The organism is Neptunomonas antarctica, from assembly GCF_001305295.1.
In the GTDB taxonomy this organism is placed as follows: Bacteria; Pseudomonadota; Gammaproteobacteria; order Pseudomonadales; family Balneatricaceae; genus Neptunomonas; species Neptunomonas antarctica.
Genome location: NZ_LJSI01000028.1, coordinates 14,384 through 33,243 on the forward strand (window position 1 = coordinate 14,384; position 18,860 = coordinate 33,243).

Here is an 18,860-nt window from a genome sequence, read left to right on the forward strand (position 1 = left end):
TTTAAATCTTATGTTTGAAAGCTTATGTTTGATATAGAATTCACAGGAACCGGTAACGCCGGACAAGTCCCGGTGTGGGGCTGCCAGTGCAAAGCTTGCCTACGCGCCATCGCAATTCCAGCCCAGCGACGTGCTCCTTGTAGCCTCGCTATACGTACGTCCCTTGGAATTACTTTGCTGGACGCTGGCAGAACTGATTTAGCAGAACGTTATGCCTTTGATGATATTCATCGAATTGTTCTGACACATTTTCATATGGATCATGTGCAGGGGTTATTTCACTTACGCTGGTCAGAGAGAGAAGAAAAAATTCCGGTATTTCGTCCCGATGACCCCGCAGGTGCTGATGATCTTTATAAACATCCGGGTGTGCTTACTTTCCAACCCCCTTTTACCCCCTTCCAACCGGTTATGTGGGAAGACTTCACGCTGACACCGCTACCTTTACAGCACTCAAAAGTTACGCTGGGGTACCTGCTCGAAAAAGATGATTTCAGGATCGCTTATTTAACCGACACTGTGGGTTTGCCCGCGAAAACGGAAGTATTTCTCAGCAACCTGTCTCCTGGCACTCTGGATTATCTGATTATCGACTGCTCCGAACCCCCTCGCGACATACCGCCTAAAAACCATAATGACGTCAATATGGTGCTTAGAATTCATCAGCAGCTTCGACCCAAAAAAATGATCCTTACACATATCAGCCATCGCCTGGACTGTTGGCTAATAGATAACCCACATGCCATCCCTGACAACTTTATTATTGCTTATGACGGTATGATTATTTCAGCACCATCAATGACTGCTAATAAGCAGCTGATTAGCCACGAGTGTAAGCTATGATTAAGTGCTTGAAGGCATACCATGCCGTATCGCTTGTTAACACTGCCTGAGTCTTATGGATAATCAGGTTAATGAATAGGACACCGCTTTTTTGGCATGTATTTCAGTCGTATCAAACAACAGCATATCAGTATCTGATTGCTGAATCAGAAGACCTATTTCCGTACAGCCCAGAATAACAGCTTCCACTCCCTGATCAGCCATCTGGTTAATGATTCGTAAATATTCCTGTTTGGAATGCTCTGAAATCTGTCCTAAACACAACTCTTTATAGATGACATCATGAACAATAAGACAGTCACCTTCATTAGGTATCAGAACATCTAAGCCATACTGACGAATTAAGCGACCTTTATAAAAATCCTGTTCCATTGTAAATTGTGTACCTAACAAGCCAACGCGCTTAATCCCCAGAGCAACTAACGCCTCTGCAGTCGCATCTGCAATGTGTAATAAAGGTATATTTATTGTCGCTTCAATTTCATCTGCGACTTTATGCATGGTATTAGTACAAATAACCAAACAATCCGCACCGCCAGCCTGTACGCTGAGTGCGGCATGCTTAAGTATATCAGCCGTTGTCGCCCAGTCACCTTGATGCTGACACGTTTCTATGGGCTGAAAATCGACACTGTGTAAGATAATCTTTGCAGAGTGAAGTCCGCCTAATTGCTGCTTTATGCCTTCATTAATCAGACGGTAATAACTCGCGGTACTTTCCCAGCTCATACCCCCTAGTAAACCAATCGTGCGCATAAAACTCCTTATAAAACGCCTTACGTCATCGATGTATGTTATTTAACATTTATATCTTGTACCTCAAACACAACTCTTGTGCATCTCATCAATAACCCAATCCTTAAACGCTTGCATACCGTATGTTAAGAGCCTGTTTTTCTGATGCACAAGGTAAAAAGATTTGTGTGTATCGAGCATAAGATTAAACGGCATTACTAGCTTACCTTCATTTATCTCTCTCGATGTCAGTGTACTGTCAGCTAACGCCACGCCTAATCCTTCTTGTGCTGCCGCCGTCGCCAATTGACTACTTGATAGTTGCAAGCCTCGCCCGAAACCTGATTTTTCAACGCCCGCCAATTGTAACCATTCCGGCCACTCATAAAGACGTGTACTCACTTGAATCAACGTATGTTTACGTAAATCTTCTGGCGTATTCAAAGGCCTGGAGCCTAACAATGACGGACTACACACAGGTACTAACAACACATTTCTTAGAAAATGCACGTCTATGTCGTGCCAATCTCCACTGCCAAAATAGATTGCCATATCCGTATTGGATTTATTGAAATCAATTAATCCTGTAGACGCCGTTATCTGCAATTCTACATCGGGATACTTTTCCTGAAAGCGCTGCATCCTGGGCATTAACCAACGGGTTAAAAAATTCGGGGCTACACTAATCGTTATTATGTCTGATTCCGGATTTGCTGTGAGACGCTTAGTAGCAATTTCAATCTCATCCAATGCATATTTAATCGACACTAAATATTGCTCACCCAAAGGGGTCAGTTCAACTTTCCTTTTATTTCTTCGAAAAAGCACCAGACCCAAGTATTCCTCAAGGGTTTTAATTTGATGACTGACGGCTGATGCCGTAACAGAAAGCTCTTCTGCAGCGGCAGCGAAGCTCTGATTACGAGCAGCGGCTTCAAATATCCGAATTGAATTAAGTGGAGGTAAGCGTCTGATGATGAAACCCCTATTGATTAGTTTTATTCATTATTTTGATGAAAATTGGTCGTTTGTGCAATCTTTATTAAGACTTTAGTATGAATATTAATTAACCAATACACATAAGCGAGAAAGAGCATGGACACTGAATTGAAATTGGATATCAACGGTAACGTAGATACAGATTATTATATCAAGCAAGCTTATCAACTACGCCACGAATATAACGCTGCACTTATCCTAAAGCTTACTACTAAAATCAAAGCACTTTTTAGCTTTGAATTACCTAAAATTTTCACAGGCCGGCCTACACATCACTAATGCTAGAATGATAAGCAATCTCATTTTGGGGCTAACATGGCCCCGAGAATTTTTATCTTCCCTGATACCCCCTCTGAACTGATAACCCCTCTGAAAACCCCATTACAAATAAAGGGCTAGTGATAGCTTGCATGTGCGTAGGACGCTAATTCTAACGATAAGTATTCTGCATTATGACCTCTGATTACTACTAAATCCTTATCCAAAGCAGAATTCATCAAAAGCTTCAGACATCAAAAACACTACACTGCGCTAACAAAACGTCCTATCTGATTAATATCACGATTATTATTTCTTCCTACATGTAATTCACATATCTGCCATTCCGATAGAGGCTCACCATGAAGACCTGAAAATGGCGATTATGCCATTATCTGTCCTTTCGGCGAAGACCAGTTCTATTGGTAATTCTATTAGCGGCTTCCTGGCTAAGAAACGGTAAGATAGCGATTAATTCTAAGCAAAAAAAAACGCACCAAAAGGTGCGTTTTATATCTTGTAAAAAATTACTTTTTCTCAATCTCTGCTGCGTTTTTCAACTCAGCAACCAAAGACTGATATTCTTGCTGGCCAATGCGTGAGCCCAGAAAAGCACCCATCGATTGTGTCTCTTCATCCGTCAGCTGCACTTCTGTCATATTAACTTTTTTCAGAAGCACCACAGCCACGCTTCCATCCGGTAATTCTGCTGAAGAAACGACAGACTTCAGACTGTCTGGATTAGCCAAAGCAAACGCTACTGAACGTACCTCAATTGGAAGTTCACCTGATGCACGAGAAACCGCCTCAAGATTGACAACCAACTGGCCCTGAGCAACCTGGTCAACTGCTTCGCCTGCATTTATTTGATCAACCGCTTCCTGTGCTTTAAGAGCAAGGACTTCACTGGCTTGATCTTTAATAAGCTGCTGCTTCAGTTCATCAGCAACTTCTGCCAATGTTTGCTCACGCGGCTCAGAGTAAGCTTTAACACGCACCACAACCGTACGCTCTCTATCTAATTCAATTACTGAGCTGTTTAGCTTGTCTTGAATCAGATCACTGCTGAAAGCAGCCCCAATAACTTTAGCATTCTGGGTAATATCGAGATCACCACCTGATCGGCCAAAAGGTTTACTCGTCATCACTGGCAGATTCATTACTTCTGAGGGTTCGATAAGATCCCCTGATGAGAAAGTAATATCAGCCATCAACTCTAAACGCTCAACATAAATGTTTTCAACTTTTCGCGTTAGAATATCATCAGTTAAGTCTTGTTTTATTTCAGCAAAGCTTGGCGTTTCAGCCTTGGTAATACCCATCACCTTGATAAGATGATAGCCAAACTCTGTACGCACAGGCTCAGACACTTGATTAACGTCTAACGAGTACATAGCCTGTTCGAAAGCATCTGCAAACACTCCTTTGCCATTCGTACCCAGATCACCTCCGGCAGCAGACGAACCTATGTCATCTGAATCTGTACTGGCTACGATGGAAAACTCTTCACCGGCCTTAATACGGGCTTGTAGCGCTACAACCTTAGCTAATGCAGCAGCATCATCTTGGTCAGGCGTTATTTCAACCAGTATATGAGCAACATGACGCTGATCTTCCGCCTGGAACGACACCCGGAACTGATCATACTGTGCTTTCAGTTCTTCTTCTGATACTACAACGTTATCGCGAAGGTCATTCTTATTAAGCAGTATATATTCAATAGCAACCTGCTCTTCTGTCATCAGGGAGGTACGTTCAGCCTCGTATTTAGCATTAATCTCCTCATCAGATACCGTCAAATTCTTCTCGACATCATCTAAAGGAAAAATAAAGTAGCTAATATCACGTGTCTGCCTATCAAGAGTAATGATGCGTTTAAGCTCAGCGGGAATAACAAATGCTGACAATTGGTACGCATTACGTTCTTGCTCAATCAAACGCTCTTTTTTGAGTAAATTACGATACGACAGCGGTGTAAAACCAGCGTTACGTAATGTTGCTTCAAAACGGTCCCGGTTGAATTGACCTTCTACTTGAAAATCCGGTGTATTAATAATCATCTGATCGATCATACGTTCAGAGATCAGCATATTCTTATCTTCTGCAGCTAATAGCAGAGATTTTTGTTCAATCAAACTGTCCAGCACCATACTACTGACCAAACTATCATCCAGTAACGCAGGATCGGCGTTCTCACCCATCTGGGACAGAAGCTGACGGCGTTGCAATTCAGTAGCTTGATATAGTTCTTGCTGGGTTATCTCTTCACCATTTACCGTTGCAGGGGCATTTGATTCGGCGGTAAGGCTAACTAATGACTCCACCCCAAATAATGCAAAGGTAACAATAATTAAACCAACGATAACTTTGGCAACAATACTTTGCGAACTATCTCTGATGGACTGAAGCATGATTCACCTAAAACAAATCCTTAGATTAAAAAAAAAGCGCATTCGCCTGAATGCGCTTTTTTTATAGTGGCGGAACGGACGGGACTCGAACCCGCGACCCCCTGCGTGACAGGCAGGTATTCTAACCAACTGAACTACCGCTCCGTATTCGGAATTATGATCGAAATCCGATCAAATCCTTATTTATTAACAGCGTCTTTTAATGCTTTACCAGGTTTGAAATTTGGCAGTGTTGCTGCAGCAATTTCAATTGGATTACCTGTCTGTGGATTACGACCTGTACGTGCAGCGCGCGCTTTTACAGAAAAAGTACCAAAACCTACCAGTGCAACAGATTCACCTTTCTGCAGTGCAGAAGTCACAGCTTCCAACGCACCGTCTAATGCACGACCTGCAGCCGCTTTTGGTATATCAGCAGAAGCTGCAATAGCGTCGATCAATTCAGACTTGTTCACGATGTTCCCCTTTATCGAGTCGATTATTTTTTATGTTCTGTAGTCCATGCTCAGCACAAATATCCCGCACTTTATACCAACTGGCAGAAATAGGTGTCAAGTACTCAACACCTGATTCTGCCTGTGTTTGGCATTAATGTGTATTTATTTGTTCTGTCGAGGATTTAGTCGATTTTTTTTCAGTTGATATAGGCTCAACAGGCTCATCTTCCAACGGTTTAGGTTGGAATTTTAAGGCAATGTCAAGCACTTCATCAATCCACTTAACCGGTCTAATATCAAGATCGGCCTTTATATTATCAGGTATTTCTTTAAGGTCACGTTGATTTTCATCAGGAATGATAACTGTTTTTATTCCACCACGATGTGCAGCCAGTAATTTTTCCTTTAAACCACCTATTGGCATCACCTGACCACGAAGATTAATCTCCCCGGTCATTGCCACATCTGCTTTAACAGGAATGCCTGTTAGAGCAGATACCAGTGCCGTACACATACCAATCCCTGCGCTTGGTCCATCTTTTGGCGTTGCTCCTTCAGGCACGTGGATATGCACATCCTGCTTCTCATGAAATGTAGAAGAAATCCCTAACGCTTTGGCGCGACTACGCACCACAGTCAACGCCGCCTGAATGGATTCTTTCATCACATCACCCAGACAACCCGTGGTAATTTGACGACCCTTGCCAGGCATAACCGTTGCTTCAATACTCAGCATCTCACCCCCGACCTGAGTCCACGCCAGACCCGTAACGTGACCGATCAAATCTTCCTCTTCTGCGAGACCAAAGCTATATTTTTTCACGCCACTGTATTTTTCAATATTATCGTCGGCAATGACAAGTGAGTCAGCGACATCTCCCAACGCCACCGCTTTAATCACCTTGCGACAAATCTTGGCGATTTCCCGCTCCAGACCACGCACGCCTGCCTCACGCGTATAATAGCGAATCAAGCTAATAATCGCAGAATCATCTATCCGCGCTTCTTTTTCTTTGAGACCATTCTGCTTTATTTGCTTAGGTACCAAATACTTACGAGCGATATTTAATTTTTCATCTTCAGTGTAACCCGGGATACGAATGAGCTCCATACGATCCAGTAACGGACCAGGAATATTCATTGAATTCGAGGTACAGACGAACATCACATCGGAAAGATCGTAATCCACTTCAAGATAATGATCGTTAAATGTTGAGTTCTGCTCGGGATCAAGTACTTCTAATAACGCAGAGGCCGGATCGCCGCGCTGATCCATACCCATTTTATCAATCTCATCGAGAAGAAAAAGTGGATTTTTAACCCCAATTTTAGCCATTTTCTGAATCAGCTTACCGGGCATAGATCCTATATAGGTACGACGATGTCCGCGTATCTCTGCTTCATCACGCACGCCGCCTAACGCCATACGCACATATTTACGATTGGTAGCACGTGCAATAGACTTACCTAATGACGTTTTACCGACACCCGGAGGCCCTACGAGACAAAGGATAGGTCCTTTAAGCTTTTTAACCCGCTGTTGCACAGCAAGGTACTCAAGAATGCGGTCTTTCACTTCCTCTAAACCAAAATGGTCTTCATCAAGAATTATCTCAGCGCGCTTCATATCGTGACGAACTTTAGAGCGCTTAGCCCAGGGTATTTGTAGCATCCAGTCGATATATCCACGCACCACCGTGGCTTCGGCAGACATCGAGGACATCATTTTCAGCTTATTAAACTCGGCTAAGGTTTTATCATATGCCTCTTTTGGCATGCCTGCCGCATCAATACGGTTTTTCAGCTCATCGATATCACTGATGCCGTTTTCATCCAGATCACCCAACTCTTTCTGAATCGCCTTCATTTGCTCATTCAGATAGTATTCGCGCTGGCTTTTTTCCATCTGTTTTTTGACGCGGCCACGGATACGCTTTTCAACTTCAACGAGATCAATCTCGGCTTCCATCAAAGACATCAAGTGTTCAAGACGCAGACGACTATCCAGCATTTCAAGAATACTTTGTTTTTCATCTAACTTTAGCGACATATGTGCCGCGATAGTATCTGATAAACGGCCAATGTCGTCGATATTTTGCAATGACGCTAACACTTCAGCCGGAATTTTTTTATTAATCTGAATGAAACGATCAAACTGTTCCAAAGCAGTGCGCTTATAAACTTCACTTTCAGCAGTGGTCAGTATTTCTACCGGTAAACTGCTGACTTTAGCCGTAAAATACGCATTAGAATCATCCAGTTCAATAATTCTGGCACGATAGTCACCTTCAACCAGAACCTTGACCGTTCCATCCGGTAGTTTCAACATCTGTAAGACACTGGCAACGGTACCTATATCATGCAGGTCACCGGCAACAGGTTCATCATCAGACGCATTTTTTTGCGCAATCAGTAAAATTTCTTTATTGCCATCCATCGCGGCTTCAAGCGCCTCAATGGATTTCTCACGGCCGACAAACAGTGGGATGACCATGTGTGGATACACAACCACATCACGTAACGGCAGTACGGGAAGCTCTACATTAATAATATCGGTAGCTTCAAACTGATCCATAATGGATATTGCCTCTCTGCAAGGCACCTCAACGATAGGGGTGCGATATAAAAAACTGACATTTCTGCCATATTTTGATGATTTACATGCCTGAATTAGACTATGGGGGCTACAAACAAGAAAACAACCTTAAGTGATTTCAACTTGTTATGTATGTGGTAAGGATGGCGGCACGTGTACTATTTATAGCACACAATGCCGATCTAGCAATGTAGCAGGCGCATTTAACACACTTAAAACGCCAGTTAGTAATATTTATTTATAATAAGAGTTATCTGTCACAGTATGGTCCGTAACATCACGTACCGCTAACAGCCCAGGAAGACGTTCCATCAGGCTTTTTTCAACACCGTCTTTCAAAGTCAGATCGACCGCACTGCACCCCTGACAACCACCACCAAATTTAAGCACGGCGATATATCCGTCCGTCTCTTCGATGAGCTCTACTAACTTAACTTCACCACCGTGTGATGCAAGTCCCGGGTTAATATCACTATAAAGAATATAGTTAATTTGTTCGTTCATCGGGCTGTCTGAAGAGACTTTCGGCACCTTGGCATTAGGGGCTTTTATGGTTAGCTGGCCACCCATACGATCCTGCGAATAATCAACAAGCGCTTCTTCAAGGTAAGGCAAACTATTACGTTCGAAATAGAAACGAATTTTACTTAATTCCATTACTTCGTCATCTTCGACCAGTTCTTCCGGACGACAATAGGCTAAGCATGTTTCTGCATAAGGCGTACCTGGCTGAGTAACAAACATTCTCACAGACATGCCTTCAACATTTTGCTTGGATAGTAGTTCGGCCAGATAAACTTCTGCGCCTTCGGTAACTGTCATGTTCATTTTTAACACCTGAATATAACCATAAGTACAAATAATGCTGTCAGGATACACCGATTCTAATTCCGAGTAAATTGCTCAGCTATTACTCAGTATGTATCTAAATAAAATTTATCTCTAATCAGCCTATCGAACAGGCCCCACATCAAACCTATTCCCCTTTAGCCCACAAAAGCAACAGAGCCTCTAAACAGAACACATCAGCTTCTGTTACACTTTAAAAGCGTTCACAAGGAGCAGCTAAATGACTGAACACTCAATAGTTTTTTCTTTTTTCCTGATTTTTACCGGTGCGGCTATATTGGCGTCAGTAGCACTTTATACACGTCAACCACTCTTGGTTGCTTATATCGTCTTAGGGGCTATCTTAGGTCCTTACGGATACCAATTCATCTCTGATACGGCTCTGCTCTCTGATATTTCCCATGTTGGCATTATTTTCTTGTTATTTCTACTCGGGTTAGATATGCAACCCTCGCATTTAATACAGATGATAAAAAAGGCGACCTGGGTGGCTCTTGGCAGCTCCTTAATTTTTCTGGCAGCCGGTTACTTTGCGACTCAGCTATTTGGTTACACGCAAACAGAATCCCTAATCATTGGTGCTGCATTGATGTTCTCCAGCACCATTATCGGTATAAAACTATTGCCGACCACAGTCTTGCATCATCGGCATACGGGAGAACTGGTCGTGGGATTACTGCTGCTGCAGGACGTTATTGCCATCTTGGTTTTACTTTTTTTATACAGCAGCCAGAACGAAGAAAGCAGTGCAATAAACCTGATTAAACCATTAATCGCCCTACCATTGCTGGTTGGTGGAGGTTTTTTACTCGTTAAATACATTATTCTTAAATTAATACAACGCTTTGACCGTTTTCATGAGTACATTTTTCTATTAGCTATCGGCTGGTGTCTGGGGATGGCAGAAGGTGCGCAGTATATCGGCTTATCGGCTGAAATGGGCGCGTTTGTAGCAGGTGTCGCTTTAGCCACGAGTCCAATTTCACAATACATAGCGACCAACCTCAAGCCGTTGAGAGACTTCTTCCTGATTCTATTTTTCTTTTCAGTCGGGGCAAGTTTCAACTTAGGGTTAGTTGGACAAATTCTGATACCTTCGGTTCTACTGGCCATTATTGTCGTCGCTCTTAAACCCGTGGTTTTCCGCCTGCTGCTGAAGACAATAAAAGAAGATAATTCTATGTCTTGGGAGGTTGGGTTCAGACTGGGACAAATAAGTGAGTTTTCGCTGTTAATTGCGTATATCGCAGCCAGTTCTGCAATGATTGGTCAGGAAGCTTCACATGTTATTCAGGCAACCGCCATTCTTACCTTCATACTATCAACCTATATAGTCATCTTTAACTTTCCATCACCGATTGCGGTATCAGACAAGTTAAGACGCGATTGAAATAATCTGTCTTAACTTGTTTCTAATCAGGAATTTTTTTTGATCATTAACAGACCAACTCGTCTACGAATCGATTCCCGCAACTGAAATCAGGGTTAATCCTCGGCCTTACGTTCGGCCTCGGCATGTTCAGCAGCCCAGACGCCTGCCGCCTCTACTGCCACGGGCGAGGCTGTAGGCAGCACACCTAAGTAACTTTCCGTCTCGTCTACCGGGACAGACGAGCCCTGCGTCATATGGTAGAGAGCATAGAGCGCGATGGCGCCGAAGGTCGCTCCAATTACCAGCCAGAACGCGAACGGACCAAACCCCTGCATCGCCCAACCGGTAACCAGTGGGCCCGCGATTGCACCTAACCCGAAGGTGAATACCAGCCCCCCGGATGCGGCCGGCATATCCTCGGCCGACAGAGAATCATTGGTGTAGGCCAGAAACAGAGCATAAAGCGGAGTGGTAAACCCGCCGGAGAAGAAGGCGGCCGCCATCAAGGGCCACAGGCCGCCACCGGTGATCCATCCCAACGCGCAGGCTACCGCGCCAAGAAAAGCGGCCCAGAAGATCAGCTTGCGCCGGTCCACCCGGTCAGAAAGCCAGCCGATAGGGTATTGCAGCACCAGCGCACCGGCGAACAACATCGCGATGAACAGCGCGATCTGCGTCGCCGTCAACCCGATTTTGGTGCCGAATACCGCGCCCATACCCGATTGCGTCGCGTAGACGCTGCCCAGTAGAAAGATCCCCACGGCGCCGAGCGGCGAGCTCAAGAAGAGTTCACGCAAGGGCATAGGACGCGCAATTCTGATCGCCGGTACAGTGGTGGTGGCGGACAGAAGGATGGGGGCAAAGGAGATCGACACAAGAATCGAGGCACCGATGAAAAGCACCGAAGTCCCTGCATCGCCCAGCGTAAGCAGCCCCTGCGCCCCAATGATGCCCAGTGTCTGCGCGATCATATAGGCCGACAGCACCTTACCACGCGTCTCATTGGTGGCGGCGGCATTCAGCCAACTCTCAGCCGTGACGTAGATGCCCGACATGCAAAAGCCCACAAGCACCCGCAGCAGCGTCCAGGCCCAAGGGTCAGTCAACAGCGGAAAGGAGATCAGCGCGGCCGACATGAAGCTGCCCAGTGCCGCAAAGACGCGCACATGCCCTACTCGCTGGATCAGTAACGGGGTAAAACGAGCCCCCGACAGGAAACCCATAAAATAGCCTGAGGTGACGATAGCCAGCTCCGCAGCCGAAAACCCCTCGATCCCGCCGCGCAGGCCAATAAGGGTGAAATGCATTCCGTTGCCCAACATGATGAGCACGATACCGAGCAGAAGGGCCCAGACCCCCGACAACATTTTAATCATGAAATATCCTTTAGTCCCCTACGAGAGTAGGAAATAGTCGTCAACGATCACCTCATATTTGCAAGCCTATATTTACTCAAACCGCCATCGACTGACTGCCTTCAACCGACATTTAATAGTCTGTTTATTAGGAATACTGATTTCAGCCGCCAGTGTGACAACCCGTATTTATGTGGCCCTTTCGCTATGGCATGTTGGGGTTGCTTACCGTTTTCGAGAATCTGTTTTTTTAAAATACAGAATAGAACCAGCAGGGATGTCTATGACATTGCGTTAGGACTGATGGCTTCGAGCCTTGATTCTGTTCCGATGTTCGCGGGTTATCACTTCACGTATGGATGCAAGACGAGCCACTGACTCTATCTTGATCCAATGTTCCCGCTAAGGCACACTTCATTATCTGCATTTATTAAATACAAGGAAGGTCAAAGTGGATTTCAGTATACGTGAAGCGAGTATTTCGGACGCTCAACTTATTGCAACACTCATCAGTGAATCCAACAAAGACGTTGCTCGGAAGTTTAGTATAACTCACCAAAATAACCCTAAGCATCCTTCATTCTATACTCCAGAGTGGGTTACATCTGACTTTGAACGAGGAGAAATCTACTTCATTCTAGAGCTGGATAACACCCCAGCTGGCTGTGTCGCACTTGAAATACCACGACCAGAAACGGCCTATCTTAATCGTCTTTCAACAATACCTGCTGTACGATGCTGCGGTGTTGGCGAAGCGTTAGTCAAGCATCACTTTCAGCAGTCAAAAGACAAGGGAGTCAACGAAGTGAGTATCGGCATTATTGCCGCATTTGAAGAATTAAAGCAGTGGTACTTTAAATTAGGATTTGCTGAAATATCTACACGAGAATTCGAGCATCTTCCTTTTGATGTTTGCTATATGTCCGCAAAAATTTAGGCTTTTCCTGAATGGTTAAACCTTAGTGGGGCTCATCTTATTAAAGCTAAAACCATAAAAATGCCGTATTTCACTGCATTGAAACAGAAAAGGCCAAAATATCGGCAATTTCACAGCATGCAGGAACTGAAAAAAATAGTCAAAACCCCATATAATATCAAATATATAGACTGAAATAACCTCGAAGAACAGCTACCCACCCTAAGAAGACAATCAGATAACTTAACCTCAGAAATAACGTATTACAGCTTATTCAGGCCTGCCAACTAATATCAGCCTCCCAGCCATTAAGCCACGCTGGAACGTCACTCGCTGGCATCGGCTTGGCAATACCATAACCTTGTGCTAATTCACAGCCAAGTTCCAATAATGCAGCGCCATGCTCAATAGTTTCTACACCTTCAGCAATAACGTTACGCTTGAATGATTTAGTCAAGGCTATGACACCTTCAATAATCGCTAAATCGTCAGGGTCAGTGAGCATGTCTCGCACAAAGCTCTGGTCTATCTTAATCAGATTGGCTGGTAAACGTCTAAGATATGTAAGTGACGAATAACCTGTGCCAAAGTCATCTAAGGCAAAGCTTACGCCCAGGTCCATACAGGCACTCATAATTGTTGATATATGTTGCACGTCATCTAAGGCGCTTGTTTCGAGTATCTCTAGCTCTAAAAAGCGTGGTTCAACATCAGGGTGGGCAACCAACAATTCTGCCAGACGAGCTGAAAAGTTATCTTGTTGTAATTGATAGGCACTAATGTTGACACTGACAGGGAGATCTATACCCATGTTTCGCCATTGGCTTATTTGAGTCAATGCCGTATCTACAACCCACTCACCAATCTCCAGACTAATGGCATGTCCTTCTATGGCAGGCAAGAACTCTAAAGGCGGGACTAAACCACGCACAGGATGTTGCCAGCGTATCAAGGCTTCTACACCTATCACTTCACCAGCGTTCATATTCACCTTGGGCTGATAGTACAGTACGAACTCTCGTCGCTCCAAAGCAGAACGAATATTGTCCAGACTTTCGCGTTGAATGCTGACGGCTTCATCTTGCTCCGTATCAAAAAAGTGGTAACGGTTCTTACCTACTTGCTTAGCCACATACATCGCCTGGTCTGCGTGACGCATGAGTTGGTCTGCATCTACACTATCTTGAGGATAAATAGTAACGCCTATACTTGCAGAGACTTGTACCGTATTACCATCGAAAATCATCGGCTCGGATGCTGCTTCCAGCATACGATTTAGCAAGGGCTCACAATCAACTGGCTGCGCCAAGTCTGTTAGCACTACAACAAATTCATCCCCACCGATACGTGCTAAGCTATCCTCTTCGCGCAGTCGCTTTTTCATTTTTGAAGCAATATGGATTAATAAATTATCGCCCACTGTGTGACCATAATTATCATTAATTTCTTTAAAGCCATCCAAATCCAGAAAAGCAACTGCCATTGCCATTCCATTCCTTTTGCTATGCTTCATAGCTTGCTGCATACGGTCGGCAAGCAAACTACGGTTAGGTAAATGCGTCAGAGAATCATAGTGGGCAATATGTTTTAATGCAGAGTTAGTTTGCTGCAATTCATGGTTTGTATGTTCCAGTTCACGTTGAATGTTTTTCTGGTCTGTAATATCTTGAAAAATACCCGTTAGCCTTATTGCTTTACCACCTTCTTGAGTCACGGTGCAGGTAGTACGAATATCAATTTTACGACCTTGTGTGGTGAAGGTTTCGAGCTCCAGATCGTAGTTTTTACATTCATTTATTGCTGAGTCAAGAGCTTGAGAAATTAACTCACGTGACTCCGGCAAGAAATAGCTTACCCCAGCCTCCACCGAGGGATTAAACTTCTCAGGAGATGTATCATGCAAGCGATAGGTCTCATCGGTCCAGAACAAATCCCCTGTAACGACATTGAGCTCCCAGCCACCTACCTTCGCAATCTGTTGTGATTGATCCAATAATTGACTAATGGTTAGTGATGCCTGCTCGATCTCCTTCCGGTCAGTGATGTCAGTATTACTACCAAACCATTCGGTAACTTCGCCATTGCCGTCAAATTCCGCAAGGGCTTGTCCAATATGCCAGCGATAAACACCATCCGCGCCCTTGAGCCGAAAATCAAGCTTATAAGGTTCGCCTGTTTGTATGGAATGGGTCCATCTTTGCAACACGACCTGAAGGTCATCGGGGTGAATAAGCTTCTGCCAGCCAGTATCCAGAGCTTCTTCTGATGATATAGCAAAATAATCAGTAACACGCTTATTGACATAGGTTAGCGCACCGTCAGGATCAGCTGTCCATAACTGTTGAGGGGTCACATCACAGAGTTTTCTGAAATGATTTTCGCTATTTTTCAAGATACTTTCCACGCGATTTTGATCCAATATTCTCATTATCCTGCTCAAAACCTGTTAATACAAGCACGACCCTTGGGAGTGGAATTCGCGGTGCAATGCTGCAGGGTAACAGTCAGGACGCCCCTTCTGCTTAGACGGCATCCGATAAAAACCCAATGAATCAAAATTGATTTTATTAAAAAACATCAACGACTCGAAAGCGATAATCTTCTGTTAAAAAACATCTGGCGCTTTGCTAATAGCATGGATTGAGATCTTGACTGGACTTAAGTATGACGAGACATTGCAGATTCTCCCTGGCTGGGCTGAGCATTTTATTATGCTAAAAACGAATTGTGTTCACAAGATCTGGCACAAAGCCGACCTACTATCGAACAACTCCATATTCATTCGTCCTATCACGAGGTAAGCGGGCAGCCTGACCTCGCGTTTGTAATCCGGCTCTTAAACATTAATCGAGCTTCATCTTTTCATGGAGACACAGATCAGAAGCGCGAACGATCACGCTTTTGCCAAAGCTCTCGCGCTAAAATCAGCGCTGAAGCTTGATGATCCGCTTTATCGAGAAGTACCAACAACGCCGCCAACGTGCTGATGATTGCTGCTTCGCCATACTCGTGCGCAACATCGCCACGCCAGCAAGCAATTAACATCGACGGATCCAGCACCTCTTCTTTTACTAATCGCTTAGGTAGAATCCGCATCCACTGCTCATCAGATAATTCCCCCTGACGTATCCAGCGTACTTCACAATCTGAATCCGGTTTGAGTTCAGCTTCGCCACCGTCGCCGCGAATCGTGAGCCCTTGCTGCACGCCTAATAACAGGCTGGTTTTCTGATGCATAGGCGCATAAGCCGGATGAAAAACCCCATCCACGGTGCAAGGAGCACCTAATGGGTTGATAAGCCTGCAGAGCGTATGTACCGGTGACCGCAGGCCTAAAATCGGCCGTAACTGAATAATGTCACCTAAGCGCGGCACCATATCATCGATCGATATATAAGCAAAACCATGACTATCCAAATTCGCTGCCACCTGCTGCCAATCGAGAGCGGGCCCAAAACCAAATAGAGAAAGCATATCTTCAATATATAACCGTCCTTCGGTATGCCCTTTTGAACCATGCATCAAGACACGTATATTGTTTTCAGATAACACTAATGCCGCCAGCAAGAACCAGGGTAATTGGCGCTTTTTACCCGCATAGGTTGACCAGTCAAGATCCACTTTCAATTGTTCAGGGGCATGCGCATGTAAACGTGCAGCTTGCACGAAGCCGGCCAGCTCTTCCGGAGATTCTTCCTTCACTCGAAGCAACATAAGAAAAGCACCCAGCTGCTCGGCTCTTACGGAACCTGACAAGATCATACTCATTGCATCGAAAGATTCCTGCTGCGTTAACGAACGCGACCCTTTTTTTCCTTTGCCCAAAATACGCACATAAGGCGCGAATGCATGCTCAGCCACAACGACAACTCCAATATTTGATCCGGTGCTCACTATACAATAGAAACAGAGGCGATTGATCCTGATGACTTGATACGCACTGTGATAAAATGCCGGCAGCTTATTTTGGAAATTATAATGAAAAGACAATCTATCCGTTTTGGTCGCCCTCTCACCAAAAAAAAACCATTATCCACTGAAGCACTACTGCTTCATATTGAATCCATCAGCCAGGAAGGCAGGGGAATTGCCCGCCATCTGGGCAAAACCATTTTTGTTGACGATGCGTTAAGCCAAGAGGATGTTGAAGCGCTTATTACCACTCAACACAAGCGCTATGATGAAGCCCAACTGGTGGAAGTGATCAAGGCATCACCTGATCGCACCACACCTCTATGCAAGCATTACGAGGAATGCGGTGGCTGCCAGTTACAACATTTAGAACACAGCGCACAGATTCTTGTTAAACAAGCCAATGCTCTGAACCAACTACAACGCTTTGGCGAGCAAGTCCCACTATTGGTTGAGGGCCCCCTTCAATCAGCGCCATGGCACTACCGTCGCTCGGCACGGCTGGGACTCAACGTGTTACAAAAAAGCGATGAATCAATTGTCGGTTTTCGTCGCCGAAAAAGTAATAAATTACTGCAAATCATATCCTGCCCGGTTATAGATCAACGAGGTGAATCGATTTTCACCGATCTGAAAAGCGTGCTTGATCAATTATCCAACAGCAAATCATATACCCATGCTGAGCTGCTGTTTGGTGACGAATCTCAGTCCTTGCTGCTGCGCTGCAAAGGAAATCCGAAGCAAGACGATAAAGACAAACTGACCGAATTCGCTCGCAGCAAAGCGTTTAATCTCTATATTAAAACCGATTCAGAACAACTCACCCTGCTTGAATTGAAACCAAACAGCTACACACTGCCAGATGAGAATATCACGCTTAATTTTCAGCCGGGTGACTTCTTACAAGTCAATGCTGATGTTAATAAGCAGATGATCCGTCAAGCCGTTGAATGGCTGGAGCTCAGCGAAAACGATACTGTTCTGGATCTGTTCTGCGGTCTTGGTAATTTTACACTGCCTATTGCAAGGCACGTTAAATCAGTCATCGGCGTCGAAGGCTCTTACGATATGGTAAAGCGAGCAGAACAAAACGCGACGCTGAATACTATTGATAATGCCTCGTTCTTCCGCACCGATTTATCCAAAGATATTCAGCCACAACCCTGGTTTAGCATTGCGCATGACAAGATAATTCTTGACCCGCCACGCACCGGGGCTTATGAGTTACTAAAGCAGCTATCCTCACACGCGTCACATATTCTTTACATCTCTTGCGACCCCTCTGCGCTTGCACGAGACAGTAAACTCTTATTAGAAAAAGGCTACCAGCTCGTCCGTTTTAATGTGATGGATATGTTTCCACATACCAACCATGTTGAATCGATGGCGCTCTTTAAAAAAGTCAAAAATAACGCATCCGAAAAAGCAGACGTCAAAAAAACCGAGGGCAAAAAAACCGCGGCCAAAACACTAGCGTTCAAAACAAAAAGGGCCAAAAAATGATTCCTGTCCTTTTTGCGGATGACTACCTGGTCATTGTTAATAAACCATACGATGTTCTATCGGTCCCGGGCAAAGGCCCCGAAAAGCAGGATTGCCTCTGGCATCGGGTACAGGCGGAAGGCCATCCAACTGCCCGCATTGTACATCGACTGGATTATGCCACTTCCGGGTTGATGGTACTGGCACTCACGGCTGAGTCTCATGTTCAACTAAGCCGCTTATTTGAAACGCGTAAAGTGTACAAACGTTACCACGCGATTATCAGCGGAGCGCCTTCAGAAGATAACGGTATAATAGAACAACCTTTGCGCTGCGACTGGGAGCGACGCCCATTGCAGATAGTTGATCATGAAAAAGGTAAAAGCGCTCTGACACGCTGGGAAATAAAAGAAAAACTCACCGACGTTAGCCGCGTCTTCCTTTATCCGGAAACAGGACGTTCGCATCAGCTACGCGTCCATATGCAGTGGATGGGCCACCCTATCGCTGGAGACCGTTTTTATGCTGATGAAAAAGCTCTTAGTCTTTCTGACAGGCTCCTGTTGCATGCTGAAGAACTCGCGTTCACTCATCCATACACACAAGAGCCCTTATCCTTTATTGATAAGGCAGCTTTTTAAACTAGCGTTTAAAAGTCTTGAACTACACCTGTAAACATGGCCTGTCTTACCAGG

Annotated in this window: 15 protein-coding genes and 1 tRNA gene; 6 read left to right on the forward strand and 10 right to left on the reverse strand. The window is 44.7% G+C overall.

Annotation, left to right across the window (positions count from 1 at the left end; translation table 11 throughout):
• Nucleotides 1-24: 24 nt before the first annotated feature.
• Complete coding sequence (gene phnP, locus Nant_RS06700; protein WP_054340872.1) at nucleotides 25-843, forward strand: phosphonate metabolism protein PhnP; 819 nt, start codon at nucleotides 25-27, stop codon at nucleotides 841-843.
• A 63-nt stretch (nucleotides 844-906) separates the two neighbouring features.
• Here the strand turns inward: phnP and Nant_RS06705 are convergent, their stop codons facing one another.
• Nucleotides 907-1,599: an aspartate/glutamate racemase family protein gene (locus Nant_RS06705; RefSeq protein WP_054340873.1), complete on the reverse strand. Its 693-nt coding sequence runs from the start codon at nucleotides 1,597-1,599 to the stop codon at nucleotides 907-909.
• 63 nt (nucleotides 1,600-1,662) lie between these two features.
• Entirely contained in the window at nucleotides 1,663-2,580 is a 918-nt protein-coding gene (gcvA, locus tag Nant_RS06710) for a transcriptional regulator GcvA (protein WP_338011158.1), read from the reverse strand.
• A gap of 93 nt (nucleotides 2,581-2,673) precedes the next feature.
• Here gcvA and Nant_RS21890 point away from each other — a divergent pair, with 93 nt between their 5' ends.
• Nucleotides 2,674-2,856, forward strand: a complete 183-nt coding sequence (locus tag Nant_RS21890; RefSeq protein WP_054340875.1) for an RSP_7527 family protein — start codon at nucleotides 2,674-2,676, stop codon at nucleotides 2,854-2,856.
• Between the two features lie 506 nt (nucleotides 2,857-3,362).
• On the opposite strand, the gene Nant_RS06720 is transcribed toward Nant_RS21890, so the two are convergent.
• The 5 genes from Nant_RS06720 to nfuA all read right to left on the reverse strand — a co-directional run bounded on the left by Nant_RS06720 (nucleotide 3,363) and on the right by nfuA (nucleotide 9,107).
• The gene (locus tag Nant_RS06720; RefSeq protein WP_054340876.1) at nucleotides 3,363-5,246 is read right to left on the reverse strand and encodes a SurA N-terminal domain-containing protein; all 1,884 of its coding nucleotides are present in this window, start codon (nucleotides 5,244-5,246) and stop codon (nucleotides 3,363-3,365) included.
• Nucleotides 5,247-5,313: 67 nt separating this feature from the next.
• A tRNA-Asp gene (locus tag Nant_RS06725) sits at nucleotides 5,314-5,390 on the reverse strand.
• A gap of 35 nt (nucleotides 5,391-5,425) precedes the next feature.
• Nucleotides 5,426-5,701: an HU family DNA-binding protein gene (locus Nant_RS06730; protein ID WP_054340877.1), complete on the reverse strand. Its 276-nt coding sequence runs from the start codon at nucleotides 5,699-5,701 to the stop codon at nucleotides 5,426-5,428.
• A gap of 133 nt (nucleotides 5,702-5,834) precedes the next feature.
• Nucleotides 5,835-8,258, reverse strand: coding sequence for an endopeptidase La (lon, locus tag Nant_RS06735; protein ID WP_054340878.1), 2,424 nt, complete (start codon nucleotides 8,256-8,258; stop codon nucleotides 5,835-5,837).
• A gap of 255 nt (nucleotides 8,259-8,513) precedes the next feature.
• Nucleotides 8,514-9,107: a Fe-S biogenesis protein NfuA gene (gene nfuA, locus Nant_RS06740; RefSeq protein WP_054340879.1), complete on the reverse strand. Its 594-nt coding sequence runs from the start codon at nucleotides 9,105-9,107 to the stop codon at nucleotides 8,514-8,516.
• Between the two features lie 241 nt (nucleotides 9,108-9,348).
• Here nfuA and Nant_RS06745 point away from each other — a divergent pair, with 241 nt between their 5' ends.
• Nucleotides 9,349-10,518, forward strand: coding sequence for a cation:proton antiporter (locus Nant_RS06745; RefSeq protein ID WP_054340880.1), 1,170 nt, complete (start codon nucleotides 9,349-9,351; stop codon nucleotides 10,516-10,518).
• A 95-nt stretch (nucleotides 10,519-10,613) separates the two neighbouring features.
• On the opposite strand, the gene Nant_RS06750 is transcribed toward Nant_RS06745, so the two are convergent.
• The gene (locus Nant_RS06750) at nucleotides 10,614-11,876 is read right to left on the reverse strand and encodes an MFS transporter (protein WP_054340881.1); all 1,263 of its coding nucleotides are present in this window, start codon (nucleotides 11,874-11,876) and stop codon (nucleotides 10,614-10,616) included.
• Between the two features lie 430 nt (nucleotides 11,877-12,306).
• On the opposite strand from Nant_RS06750, the gene Nant_RS06755 reads away from it, so the two are divergent.
• The gene (locus Nant_RS06755) at nucleotides 12,307-12,792 is read left to right on the forward strand and encodes a GNAT family N-acetyltransferase (RefSeq protein ID WP_054340882.1); all 486 of its coding nucleotides are present in this window, start codon (nucleotides 12,307-12,309) and stop codon (nucleotides 12,790-12,792) included.
• A gap of 253 nt (nucleotides 12,793-13,045) precedes the next feature.
• On the opposite strand, the gene Nant_RS06760 is transcribed toward Nant_RS06755, so the two are convergent.
• Complete coding sequence (locus Nant_RS06760; protein ID WP_054340992.1) at nucleotides 13,046-15,163, reverse strand: sensor domain-containing protein; 2,118 nt, start codon at nucleotides 15,161-15,163, stop codon at nucleotides 13,046-13,048.
• Nucleotides 15,164-15,648: 485 nt separating this feature from the next.
• Complete coding sequence (locus tag Nant_RS06765; protein ID WP_082400132.1) at nucleotides 15,649-16,632, reverse strand: glycosyl transferase family protein; 984 nt, start codon at nucleotides 16,630-16,632, stop codon at nucleotides 15,649-15,651.
• Nucleotides 16,633-16,749: 117 nt separating this feature from the next.
• On the opposite strand from Nant_RS06765, the gene rlmD reads away from it, so the two are divergent.
• On the forward strand, nucleotides 16,750-18,186 hold the full coding sequence (gene rlmD, locus Nant_RS06770; RefSeq protein ID WP_076495943.1) for a 23S rRNA (uracil(1939)-C(5))-methyltransferase RlmD: 1,437 nt from the start codon (nucleotides 16,750-16,752) through the stop codon (nucleotides 18,184-18,186).
• A complete protein-coding gene (locus tag Nant_RS06775; RefSeq protein WP_054340883.1) occupies nucleotides 18,183-18,806 on the forward strand; it encodes an RluA family pseudouridine synthase in 624 nt (207 codons plus the stop codon). Before rlmD ends, Nant_RS06775 begins: the two co-directional genes overlap by 4 nt.
• Nucleotides 18,807-18,860: the final 54 nt, after the last annotated feature.